Here is an 11819-nt window from a genome sequence, read left to right as displayed (position 1 = left end):
GAGCTCGAGTTCGCCCTCGACGTGTGCGGGCAGGTCGTCGACGTCCTCGGCCCGTCTCCTGACCGCAAGATGATCGTCAATCTGCCGGCGACGGTCGAGATGGCGACGCCCAACGTCTACGCCGACTCGATCGAGTGGATGCACCGCAACCTGCCGCGCCGAGAGTCGCTCGTACTGTCGCTGCACCCGCACAACGACCGCGGCACCGGTGTCGCGGCCGCGGAGCTGGGCCTGCTCGCAGGCGCGGACCGGGTCGAAGGCTGCCTGTTCGGCAACGGCGAGCGCACGGGCAACGTCTGCCTGGTCACTCTCGGGTTGAACCTGTTCAGCCAGGGCATCGACCCGCAGATCGACTTCTCCGGCATCGACGAGATCCGGCGCACGGTCGAGTACTGCACCAACCTGCCGGTGCACCCACGCCACCCGTACGCCGGCGACCTCGTCTACACGGCGTTCTCCGGCTCGCACCAAGACGCCATCAAGAAGGGCCTGGAGGACCTCGATCGACGGGCGGCCGAGCAGGGCATCGACGTCCGGGACATCGACTGGGAGGCTCCCTACCTGCCGATCGACCCGTTCGACGTGGGCCGCACGTACGAGGCGGTCATCCGTGTCAACAGCCAGTCGGGCAAGGGCGGTGTGGCGTACATCCTGCGGGCCGAGCACCAGCTCGACCTCCCGCGCCGGCTGCAGATCGAGTTCAGCCGCATCGTGCAGAGCATGACCGAGGGCGAGGCCGGCGAGGTCGAGCCGGCAGTCATCTGGTCGGCGTTCGAGCAGGAGTACCTCGCTCGCGACGACCCGTACTCGCTGGTCACGTTCAGCTCGTCGACGTCCCCGGACGGTCACGACGAACAGGTCGTCGATCTACTGGTGCACGGCAAGCAGACGTCGTTCAAGGGAGAGGGCAACGGTCCGGTCGACGCCTTCGTCGACGGAATGCGGCAGGCCGGCGCCGACATCCGGGTGCTCGACTACAGCGAGCACGCGCTCTCGGCCGGGGGAGACGCCGTCGCCGCCGCGTACGTCGAGTGCGAGATCGCCGGCGAGATCGTGTGGGGCGTGGGCATCCACGCCAACATCGTGATGGCCTCGCTGCGGGCGGTCGTCTCGGCCGCCAACCGCGCCGACGCCACCACGATCCCGCGCGGCTGACTGGACCGACCAGCCGGTATAGCGAAACCTCCTCGCGATACGATCGAGTGACGCCGATCACCCATCGGTGCACCGTTCAAAGCCGCAGTGCAATCCTCAATGTCGATCACGTTGGGGGCGAGGAGGTTTCGTGGCGCGCAGCATCAACCAGGTCGCGGTGTTCGGACTCGGCAAGGTCGGCGAGCTCGTCGCCATCCTGCTGGCCGACGCCGGTTTCAAGGTCGTCGGGCTCGACGCCGTTCCGCGGACGATGCTCACGGCAGACGGGGTGGAGCTGGAGACGAGGCCGCTCGACGTCACCGATGCCGCCGCGTTCCGCGACTCGCTGCGAGGCGTCGACGCCGTCGTCTGCTGCCTGCCGTTCCACCTCAACGTGATGATCGCCGAGGCCGCGTACGACGCCGGCGTGCACTACTTCGACCTCACCGAGGATGTCCCCACGACCAACCGGGTGATGGAGCTGTCGGCCGCCCAGCCCGCTGCCGGCCGAACACGTCCGACGTTCGCACCGCAGTGCGGTCTTGCACCGGGACTCATCGGCATCGTGGGCGCATCGCTCGCCAAGCAGTTCGACGAGATCCGGTCCATCGAGCTCAAGGTCGGAGCCCTGCCGCAGAACCCCACTGGTCTGCTCGGCTATGCGGTCAACTGGTCGGCCGAGGGCGTCGTCAACGAGTACCTCAACGACTGCGAGGTGCTGCGCTCCGGCCGTCGGCAGATGGTGCCGGCCATGACCGAGAAGGAGCGGGTGCTGATCGGCGGCATCGAGCTGGAGGCGGCGCTCACGTCAGGTGGCCTCGGCACGATGTGCGAGACATATGAGGGACGCGTCGCGCGGCTCGACTACAAGACCTTGCGCTATCCGGGGCACTTCCGCCAGATGCACTTCCTGTTCGAGGAGATGAGGCTGCGCGACCGCCGCGACGAGGTCGGGCGCATGCTCGTCGACGCCAAGCCACCGGTCAACGACGACATCGTCTACCTGCATGCCGCCGTCGAGGGCATCAAGGCCGGTGAGCCGTTCCGCGAGAACTTCGTGCGCGCCTACCTGCCGCTCGAGATCGGCGGTCGCCTGTGGCGCGCCATCTCCTGGACCACGGCGGCCTCGGCCGTCGCCGTCGTCGAGCTTGTCGCCGACGGCCGACTTCCGGGGGCCGGATTCGTCAAGCAGGAGGACATCGCCCTCGCCGACCTCCTCGACACCCACGCCGGCCGGTTGTTCGGCCACACCACGATCACCCAGTCCGAAAGGGCATGACATGACTGACATCTCCACCCGCGCGCGCGACATCCTCACCCGGCTCGGCGCCGGCGACCCGTTCTCGGGAGAGGGCGACCTCATCTGCCGATCGCCGATCGACGGCCACGAGATCGGCCGGCTCCGGGGGCACACGACTGCGGAGGTGGCGGACGTCGTCGGTCGGTCCCAGGCGGCGTTCGAGCAGTGGCGCAGCGTGCCGGCACCCGTCCGCGGCGCGCTCGTGCGCGAGCTGGGCGAGCTCCTGAGAGAGCACAAGGACGACCTCGGCGCACTCGTCTCCATCGAGGCGGGCAAGATCCACTCCGAGGGCCTCGGCGAGGTGCAGGAGATGATCGACATCTGCGACCTCGCCGTCGGTCTCTCGCGCCAGCTGCACGGCCTCACCATCGCCACCGAGCGGCCCGGCCACCGGATGATGGAGCAGTGGCATCCGCTGGGTGTCGTGGGGGTCATCTCGGCCTTCAACTTCCCGGTTGCGGTGTGGTCGTGGAACAGCGCGCTCGCGTTCGTCTGTGGCGACAGCGTCGTCTGGAAGCCGTCGGAGAAGACGCTCCTCACAGCCCTTGCCTGCCAGGCTCTTGCCACCGAGGCGGCCCGCCGCGTCGGCGCACCCGAGCACCTGTCGAGCGTCGTCCTCGGTGAGCGCGCGGCGGGTGAGGCCCTGGTCGACGACCCGCGCGTCGCGCTCGTCTCGGCCACCGGCTCGACCCGGATGGGCAAGGAGGTCGCGCCGCGCGTGGCCGCCCGCCTCGGCCGCTCGTTGCTCGAGCTGGGCGGCAACAACGCTGCCATCGTGGCGCAGAGCGCCGATCTCGACCTTGCCGTGCGCGGCATCGTCTTCTCCGCAGTCGGCACCGCCGGCCAGCGCTGCACATCGCTGCGGCGCATCATCGTGCACGAGTCGATCCGCGAGGACCTCGTCGCACGCCTCCGCGCGGCCTACGAGACGCTGCCCATCGGCTCACCCCTGGAGCCGTCGACGCTCGTCGGTCCGCTCATCGACGAGAACGCGTTCCGTGCCTTCGGGGCCGCCATCACTCAGGCGCAGTCCGACGGTGGAACCCTGGTCACGGGTGGAACGCAGGCGAGTGAGGCCAGTGACGAGGTCGGGGGTGGGTTCTACGTGCATCCGGCGATCGTCGACATGCCCAAGCAGACCGAGATCGTCAAGGCCGAGACGTTCGCCCCGATCCTGTACGTGCTTCCGTACCAGGACCTCGACGAGGCCATCGCTCTGCACAACGACGTGGCGCAGGGGTTGTCGTCGTCGATCTTCACGCTCGACGTGCGTGAGGCGGAGTCCTTCCTGTCGGCCACCGGTTCGGACTGTGGCATCGCCAACGTCAACCTCGGCCCGTCCGGAGCGGAGATCGGCGGCGCGTTCGGCGGCGAGAAGGACACCGGCGGTGGCCGCGAGTCCGGCTCCGACGCCTGGCGCTCCTACATGCGCCGCGCCACCAACACGGTCAACTACTCCACCGAGCTCCCGCTCGCGCAGGGCGTGGAGTTCGTCTAGATGATCGACAGCCTGTCAAAGGATTGGAAGCCGCCCGAGAACCCGGCTGACGCCTGGCCTCGGGGCGCGGTGCCGTTCGCGATGATGGTGTTGCTGGCCGGTGCCGTGATGGTGGTCGTCGGACTAGGCCAAGCCGGGGATCGGTCCTCTGCAGTCAAGGCAGCGACAACGCTGTCCCCGCTGGTGATGGGTGTCTTGGTCTGGTTGCTGATGCACTGGCTGGTCGGAGCTTGGCTGGCAGGGCGCACATCTGTCCGCCTCCGCGGTGTCGTGGGCACGATCAGCGCTGCAGTCGCGGTCCTGCTATTCATCGCTGCTCGGTCCGACACCCTCGGGCCGGTCGGCGTGTCGGCCCTCGGAGGCACCCTGGTCGGGCTGATGATCGGCAACGTCCTCGCCATCCGACGAGCACGCCGGGCCTAGACGGCTGAGTTTGCGGTCGGGGACGACATGAGACCGGTTCTCTTCTACGTGGCCTCATGGCCGGCGGGATTGCATTCGGATTGTTGGCGGAGGTTCTCGGCCTTGGCGGAAATCCCGACGGTGGTGGACTGGGAGGTGCGGTCGCCGCGGCAGGCTGCAGTGTGGTCTCCATCGGAGCCTTCCGCTGGCACGATCGACTGCGTGGCGAAGGGGATGACACCCGGTGACTGACGAACGCTTCCTGCACTAGCCCGCGCGCTAGGTTCGGTTACATGGATCACCTAGTCGCAACCCGTGTTGACGCCCTGCGGGCCTCCACGGCAACGCTGTTCCGAACCCTGGACGATTTCGACGAGCAGTTGCTGCGGGGGCCGTCGTTGCTTCCCGGATGGTCGCGTGCCCATGTGCTGGCGCACCTCGCCCGCAACGCCGACGCGATGGTCAACCTGGCGACGTGGGCCCGCACGGGCGACGAGACGCCCATGTACGCCAGTTACGAGAAGCGGAACGCCGACATCGAGGCGGGTGCAGGGCGGTCGCTGACCGAGCTCGTCGCCGACGTCCGCGCTTCCGACGAGCACATGATGGACGCCTTGAACGCGCTGACCACCGAGCAGTGGTCGAGCACGATCCGGTGGGGTCGCGCCCAGACCGAGGGGGCGGCTTCGGCCATCCCGAACATCCGGCGGGCCGAGGTCGAGATCCACCACCTCGACCTCGACGTCGGCTACGGCCTGGCCCAGTTCCCGGACGACTTCGTCGACAACATGCTCGTCGAGGTGGCCGACGACTTCTCCGGTCGGGACGACGCGCCCGGCCTCGTCCTCGTCGCCGACGACGGACGCCGCTGGGTCGTCGAGCCGGGTGGCCAGGAAGTGCACGGCAGACCTGCGGCGCTGCTCGGCTACCTGCTGGGTCGTACCGACGGTGAAGACCTGCAGACCGACGGCGAGCTGCCGAAGCTGGGAGCGTGGAGATGAGAGAGATCCAGGTGACGTTCGACTGCGCCGACCCCGCGGCAATCGCGGCGTTCTGGGCCGAAGTACTGGGCTACCAGGTGCAGCCGCCGCCGGACGGATTCGACTCGTGGGAGGCCGCGCTCGAGGCGTTCGGCGTGCCGGCGGACCAGTGGAACTCCCGTTCCGCGATCGTCCCGGTCGACGGCGACGGGCCGCGGGTGTTCTTCCAGCGGGTGCCGGAGGGCAAGACGATCAAGAACCGTGTGCACCTCGACGTTCGTGCCGCACCCGGCCTCACCGGAGACGAGCGGATGGAGACGCTGGAGTCGGAGGCCGCGCGGCTGGAGGCCCTCGGCGCGAGCCGTGCCTACCGCGTCGAGCCGGCGCCGCCCATGGAGGCAGGCTTCATCACGATGCACGACCCCGAGGGCAACGAGTTCTGCCTGGACTAGTGGCTCAAGCCACGAACTCGTCGGCCTCGGTCAGGGCTTCGTCCAGGATGGCCAGCCCGGTGGCGGCGTCGCTGTCGTCCACGGTGAGCGGTGGTGCGACATGGATGCGATGGCCCAGGACGAGTGGGAGCAGATCGCGGCTGAGACAAGCCTTGGTGAACGCGGCCATCGGTGCGTTCGCCTCACCAGTGGCACCCACGGGCACGAGCGGCTCCTTGGTCTGGCGGTCACGCACCAGCTCGACGGTCCACAGCCCGCCGATGCCACGAACGTCCCCGATGCACGGGTGGTTGTCGACGAGCTTCGTGAGTCCGGGCCCGAGGATGTCCGTGCCGAGCCGGGCGGCAGCCGCCACGATGCCCTCGTCGTGCATGGCACCGATGGCGCCAACCGCGGACGCGCACGCGAGCGGATGCCCGCTGTACGTCAGGCCCGCCGGGTAGGCGCGATGGGTGAACGTCTCGAAGATCGGGTCGCCAACCAGCACCCCGCCGAGGGGCACATACCCGGAGTTCACGCCCTTCGCGAAGACCAGGAGGTCCGGGGCCACCTCGCCGTGGTCCACGGCGAACCATGCGCCGGTGCGGCCGAAACCGACGAGGATCTCGTCGGCGATGAAGACTATGCCGTGACGAGTGCACAGGTCCCGCACGCCTCGCAGATAACCTGCCGGCGGCACGATCACGCCCGAGCTGCCGGTCACCGGTTCCAGGATCAGCGCGGCGATGGTCGACGGGCCTTCGAGCAGGATCACCTGCTCGAGATGCGCGAGCGCCCGCTCGCATTCCTCCTCGGGGGAACTCGAATCGAACGCAGAGCGGTAAAGGAATGGTCCGAAGAAGTGGACGACCCCCGCGGCCCCGGTGTCGGAAGCCCAGCGGCGCGGGTCACCGGTGAGGTGGATCGAGGTCGTCGTGGAACCGTGGTACGAGCGGTAGGCGGCCAGCACCTTGGGCCGTCCGGTGTGCAGGCGGGCGATCCGCACCGCATGCTCGATCGCCTCCGAGCCGCCGGTGGTGAACAGCACGTGCCCCAGGCCCTCCGGAGCGACGTCCACGATCAGCCGCGCGGCTTCGCCGCGGACGTCCGAGGCGTGCCCGGGGGCGAGGGTGCACAGCCGGTCGGCCTGCTCCTTGATCGCCGCGACGATGCGGGGGTGCTGATGGCCGAGGCTGGTGAAGACCAGCTGCGAGCTGAAGTCCAGGTACCGCCGGCCGTCGGCGTCGATGACGTGGCTACCCGAACCGCCGACGAACGTCGGCACGGTGCGTGGTCCTTGCACCACCCACGGGTGGAACACCAGCTCGTCGAGATCCATCCTTCACCTCTCACCGCATCCGGCTACCTAGTGCTGATCTCGCATCGCATCCTTGATCGCCTTCTTGGAGATGCGACCGGTGGTGCGGTCCTCCCGGCGCCAGACGATCTTGAGGCCCGACCAGTCGTCGTCGATCGCGGCCACCTTGACGTCGACCAGGCCAAGCTTGAGGGCGGCATCTCGAACCGCGTTCTCATCGACCTCGCTCACGTGCCCGCCGGCCTTGCGGGGCCAGGCCACCCAGCATGCGCCGGACGGGAAGACCAGCTCGGCCCAACGCTGCATCGCCTCCAGCTCCACCAGAGCGCGCACGAAGACGAGCGCGACGGTGCATGGGCCTTCGTCGACCACCTCGACGCCCTCGAGCGGCTCGGCGAACGTCCAGTCAGGGTCGGCACCCAGAAGGCGCAACCGCACACCAGGACCGATCCCGAGCTTGGTGAGTTGAGGAGTGCCGGAGTATCCCGCCTGCGTCATGGGTCGAGGATACGACCGAACGTGGGTCCTGTACGGCACCATGGAACAGTGAGCCTCTATCGCGATGCTGGCGTCGTGCTGCGCACCCACAAGCTGGGTGAGGCCGACCGCATCATCACGCTGCTCACCCGCGACCGAGGTCTCGTCCGCGCGGTCGCCAGGGGGGTCCGCAAGACCACGTCGCGCTTCGGTGGCCGGCTCGAGCCGTTCATGCACGTCGACCTCCAGCTCGCCGAGGGGCGCAGCCTCGACGTCATCACCCAGGTCGAGACGATCTCGGCGTTCGCCCGCGACCTCGGCGGCGACTACCCGGCCTACACCGCAGGCACGGCGATGCTCGAGACCGCCGAACGACTCGTGCAGGAGGACGGCGAGCCGGCCGTGCAACAGCTGCAGCTGCTCGTGGGCGCGCTGCGTGCCCTCAGCGAGCACCGGCAGACACCGAGCCTGCTGCTCGACTCGTACCAGCTGCGGGCGCTGTCCATCGCCGGCTACGCCCCCACGTTCGACGGCTGTGCCCGGTGCGGTCGCGAGGGGCCGCACCGCGACTTCCACGCGCCGTCGGGAGGCATGCTCTGCCACACCTGCCGCGTTCCGGGCTCGGCCGCTCCGTCACCGTTCACCGTCACACTCCTGGCGGCCCTGCTCAGCGGCGACTGGGACGTCGCGGTCACCGCCGACGACCGGTCGCGCCGTGAGGCGAGCAGCATCGTCGGCGCCTATCTGTCGTGGCACCTCGAGCGGGGACTGCGCTCGCTCAGCCACGTCGACCGCTGATGGCGGGCCGACAGCCACCGAAGCCTCCGACGCCGCATCCGTCCGGGGCCAGGCCGCCGTCCCTCCCGGCCGACCAGATCCCGAGGCACGTGGCGATCGTCATGGACGGCAACGGCCGGTGGGCCAAGGCCCGCGGGCTCCCGCGCACAGCCGGACACGAGAAGGGCGAGACGGCACTGTTCGACGTCGTCGAGGGGGCCATCGAGCTGGGCATCAAGGCGGTGTCGGCCTACGCGTTCTCCACCGAGAACTGGAAACGTTCGCCCGACGAGGTGCGGTTCCTGATGGGATTCAACCGCGATGTCATCCGCCGACGCCGCGACTACGCCCACGAGCTCGGCGTACGCGTGCGATGGGCCGGCCGTCGTCCGCGGCTGTGGCGCAGCGTCATCAAGGAGCTCGAGATCGCCGAGGAGATGACACGGCACAACGATGTCCTCACCCTCACGATGTGCGTCAACTACGGCGGCCGTGCCGAGATCGCCGATGCCGCCGCAGCCCTGGCCCGTGACGTCGCCGCGGGCAAGGTCGATCCTGACCGTGTCTCAGAGCGCACGTTCGCCCGCTACCTCGACGAACCGGACATGGCCGACGTCGACCTGTTCTGGCGCACGTCGGGCGAGCAGCGCACCAGCAACTTCCTGCTCTGGCAGTCCGCGTACGCCGAGATGGTCTTCAGCGACATCACCTGGCCCGACGTCGATCGCCGAGCCCTGTGGTCCGCGGTCGAGGAGTACGCCCAGCGCACCCGGCGGTACGGCTCGGCTTAACCACCCCGGATAGGCTGGCGCGCGTGCGTGTTGCGAGGTTTGCGGGGGACGACGATCCCCGTTTCGGTGTCATCGGCGATGACGATGGCGTCGCCACCATCGCGGTCCTGAGGGGCGATCCGCTCTATGCGGGGTTCGAGCTCACCGGCCAGAAGGTACCCCTCGACGACGTGCGCCTGCTCGCACCTGTGATCCCGCGCAGCAAGGTCGTGTGTGTCGGCCTGAACTACGCCCGCCACGCGGCGGAGCTGGGTGGCGACGTGCCGGAGGAACCGCTGATCTTCCTCAAGCCGAACACCAGCGTCATCGGCCCGGGCGAGCCGATCTTCTATCCCGAGCAGAGTTCTGACGTCCACTACGAGGGCGAGCTCGCTGTGGTCATCGGGCGGATCTGCCGCGACATCTCCGCCGAGGACGCAGCCAAGGTGATCTTCGGCTACACCGTGGCCAACGACGTCACCGCCCGCGACCTGCAGACGAAGGACGGCCAGTGGGCGCGCGCCAAGGGCTTCGACACGTTCTGCCCGCTCGGCCCCTGGATCGAGACGAACCTCGACCCGTCGAACCTGGAGGTCAACACCACACTCAACGACGAGCCAAAGCAGGACAGTCGCACGTCCGACATGGTCTTCTCCCCGGCCGACGTCATCGAGTACGTCTCGAGCTTCATGACGCTGCTTCCCGGCGACGTCATCCTCACCGGAACTCCGGAGGGCGTCGGTCCGATGAGTGTCGGCGACACCGTCAGCGTCACCGTCGAGGGCATCGGCACCCTCACCAACAAGGTCGTGTCGCGTGACTGAGTCGTCGATCCAGCGCCCCGTCGTCGCGCGCTTCTGTCCGTCGCCCACCGGCAACCCGCACGTCGGCATGGCGCGCACGGCGCTGTTTAGCTGGGCGTTCGCGCGCCATAACGGCGGCCGATTCGTGTTCCGCATCGAGGACACCGACGCCAGCCGTGACACCGAGGAGTCCTACGACCTCCTGGTCGACGTCATGCGCTGGCTCGGCCTCGACTGGGACGAGGGCCCCGACGTCGGCGGGCCGAACGGCCCCTACCGCCAGTCCGAACGCTTGGACGTCTACGCCGACGTCGCGCAGCGTCTGCTCGACGCCGGTCTCGCCTACCAGGCGTACGACACGGCCGAGGAGCTCGAGGAGCGACGCGAGAAGGCCCGTGCCGAAGGGCGTCCGAGCGGCTACGACGGCCTGCACCGCGATCTCACGCCCGAGCAGCGGGCGGCCTTCGAGGCGGAAGGCCGTGAACCGGTCATCCGCTTCAAGATGCCGGCCAAGGACTGGACGTTCACCGACCTCGTGCGCGGCGACATCACGTTCGGCGCCGAGAACGTGCAGGACTTTGTCATCGTGCGCGCCAACGGCCACCCGCTCTACACGCTCACGAACCCCGCCGACGACGCGCTCATGGGCGTCACCCATGTGCTGCGCGGCGAGGATCTCCTCAGCTCCACGCCCCGGCAGATCGCCCTGTACGAGGCGTTCGCCGAGATCGGTGTGGGCGACGGCACCACGCCCGAGTTCGGCCACTTCCCGTACGTCACGGGCGCGGGAAACCGCAAGCTGTCGAAGCGAGACCCGGAGTCTAACCTGCTCGGCTACCGCGACCAGGGCTTCCTGCCGGAGGGCCTGCTCAACTACCTCGCGCTGCTCGGCTGGTCGATCGCCGACGACCGCGACGTCTTCACTCTCGACGAGATGGTCGAGGCCTTCGAGATCGGTCGCGTCAACCCGAACCCGGCCCGGTTCGACCTGCAGAAGTGCGAAGCCATCAACGGATCTCACGTACGCCTGCTCTCGCCCGGCGAGATCCGCGACCGCCTCGTTCCGTACTTCCGGGCGGCCGGCCTGGTGGGGGAGTCGTTGACCTCCGACCAGGAATCGCTGCTCGACGCCGCGGTCCCGCTCGTCCATGAGCGCATGAGCCTGCTCACCGAAGCCGTCGACATGCTGCGCTTCCTGTTCGTGTCCGACGACGAGTTCGCCATCGACGAGAGCGACCGCGCCAAGCAGCTTGACGACGCCGGGCTCGACGTCGCGCGGGCGGCGCACGAGGCACTCGAGGCGTTGGGGGAGTGGACCACCGAGGCCATCGAGGGTGCGCTCCGCGCCGCGCTGATCGAAGGACTGGGGCTCAAGCCGCGGGTCGCGTTCGGGCCGGTCCGGGTCGCTGTCACGGGCAGCCGCATCTCACCGCCGTTGTTCGAGTCGCTCGAGCTGCTCGGCCGCGAGACATCGCTGCGCCGGCTCGCCGCCGTGAGCTGACGGGTTTGGGCGGCGCGGCCGCCGTCGGGTAAAGTCGGCACTCGGTTTCGGGGACGCTCCGAACCGTTGGGGTATGGTGTAATTGGCAACACAGCGGCTTCTGGTGCCGTCGTTCTAGGTTCGAGTCCTAGTACCCCAGCGATACCCTTCCGAGTTCGATATCTGTGTGCTCTGATACGGTTTCACCCGGTTGATTCCGACCACTTGGCCCCGTTGTGTAGCGGCCTAGCACGCCGCCCTCTCAAGGCGGTAGCGCGGGTTCGAATCCCGTCGGGGCTACCAAGACGAAAGTGCCCCTGACCAGCGGAAACACTGGTCAGGGGCACTTGTTCTTTCAGCCCGATTTGGTCCTTGGCAACACTCGGGCAACAGGCGGTCGGCCGATACGACGGCGTACGTGATCGCTGCCCGTGATCCTTTCCCTCAGG

The 11819-nt window shown here is 68.5% G+C and carries 12 protein-coding genes and 2 tRNA genes; 12 read left to right on the top strand and 2 right to left on the bottom strand.

Annotation, left to right across the window (positions count from 1 at the left end; genetic code table 11):
- The 6 genes from ACRDPN_RS02490 to ACRDPN_RS02465 form a co-directional block, all read left to right on the top strand.
- The coding region (locus tag ACRDPN_RS02490) for a 2-isopropylmalate synthase (protein ID WP_431445743.1) at nt 1–1155 on the top strand (1155 nt) is incomplete at its 5' end.
- 130 nt (nt 1156–1285) lie between these two features.
- A complete protein-coding gene (locus ACRDPN_RS02485; RefSeq protein ID WP_431445742.1) occupies nt 1286–2413 on the top strand; it encodes a saccharopine dehydrogenase C-terminal domain-containing protein in 1128 nt (375 codons plus the stop codon).
- Nucleotide 2414: 1 nt separating this feature from the next.
- Nucleotides 2415–3932: an L-piperidine-6-carboxylate dehydrogenase gene (gene amaB / locus ACRDPN_RS02480; protein ID WP_431445741.1), complete on the top strand. Its 1518-nt coding sequence runs from the start codon at nt 2415–2417 to the stop codon at nt 3930–3932.
- On the top strand, nt 3933–4355 hold the full coding sequence (locus ACRDPN_RS02475) for a hypothetical protein (protein WP_431445740.1): 423 nt from the start codon (nt 3933–3935) through the stop codon (nt 4353–4355).
- Between the two features lie 272 nt (nt 4356–4627).
- On the top strand, nt 4628–5335 hold the full coding sequence (locus ACRDPN_RS02470) for a maleylpyruvate isomerase family mycothiol-dependent enzyme (protein ID WP_431445739.1): 708 nt from the start codon (nt 4628–4630) through the stop codon (nt 5333–5335).
- Nucleotides 5332–5766: a VOC family protein gene (locus tag ACRDPN_RS02465; protein ID WP_431445738.1), complete on the top strand. Its 435-nt coding sequence runs from the start codon at nt 5332–5334 to the stop codon at nt 5764–5766. Before ACRDPN_RS02470 ends, ACRDPN_RS02465 begins: the two co-directional genes overlap by 4 nt.
- A gap of 4 nt (nt 5767–5770) precedes the next feature.
- Here ACRDPN_RS02465 and ACRDPN_RS02460 read toward each other — a convergent pair whose 3' ends face one another.
- Nucleotides 5771–7084, bottom strand: a complete 1314-nt coding sequence (locus tag ACRDPN_RS02460; RefSeq protein ID WP_431445737.1) for an aspartate aminotransferase family protein — start codon at nt 7082–7084, stop codon at nt 5771–5773.
- Nucleotides 7085–7111: 27 nt separating this feature from the next.
- Nucleotides 7112–7561, bottom strand: coding sequence for a hypothetical protein (locus ACRDPN_RS02455; protein ID WP_431445736.1), 450 nt, complete (start codon nt 7559–7561; stop codon nt 7112–7114).
- Nucleotides 7562–7609: 48 nt separating this feature from the next.
- Here ACRDPN_RS02455 and recO point away from each other — a divergent pair, with 48 nt between their 5' ends.
- From recO to ACRDPN_RS02425, 6 genes are all read left to right on the top strand, one after another.
- Nucleotides 7610–8338, top strand: a complete 729-nt coding sequence (recO, locus tag ACRDPN_RS02450; RefSeq protein ID WP_431445735.1) for a DNA repair protein RecO — start codon at nt 7610–7612, stop codon at nt 8336–8338.
- Nucleotides 8338–9108 carry an isoprenyl transferase gene (locus tag ACRDPN_RS02445; RefSeq protein ID WP_431445734.1) on the top strand — a complete coding sequence of 257 codons (771 nt, stop codon included), beginning with the start codon at nt 8338–8340 and terminating at the stop codon, nt 9106–9108. The genes recO and ACRDPN_RS02445 overlap by 1 nt, the downstream gene beginning before the upstream one ends.
- 23 nt (nt 9109–9131) lie before the next feature.
- A complete protein-coding gene (locus tag ACRDPN_RS02440; RefSeq protein ID WP_431445733.1) occupies nt 9132–9911 on the top strand; it encodes a fumarylacetoacetate hydrolase family protein in 780 nt (259 codons plus the stop codon).
- On the top strand, nt 9904–11391 hold the full coding sequence (gene gltX / locus ACRDPN_RS02435) for a glutamate--tRNA ligase (RefSeq protein ID WP_431445732.1): 1488 nt from the start codon (nt 9904–9906) through the stop codon (nt 11389–11391). Before ACRDPN_RS02440 ends, gltX begins: the two co-directional genes overlap by 8 nt.
- Nucleotides 11392–11458: 67 nt before the next feature.
- Nucleotides 11459–11530, top strand: a tRNA-Gln gene (locus tag ACRDPN_RS02430).
- 67 nt (nt 11531–11597) lie between these two features.
- Nucleotides 11598–11673, top strand: a tRNA-Glu gene (locus ACRDPN_RS02425).
- Nucleotides 11674–11819 lie beyond the last annotated feature (146 nt).

It is taken from the genome of Aeromicrobium sp., from assembly GCF_050700635.1.
Lineage (GTDB): Bacteria > Actinomycetota > Actinomycetes > Propionibacteriales > Nocardioidaceae > Aeromicrobium.
The sequence above is the reverse complement of the archived record's forward strand: the minus strand, read 5'-3'. Positions and strand labels throughout refer to the sequence as shown.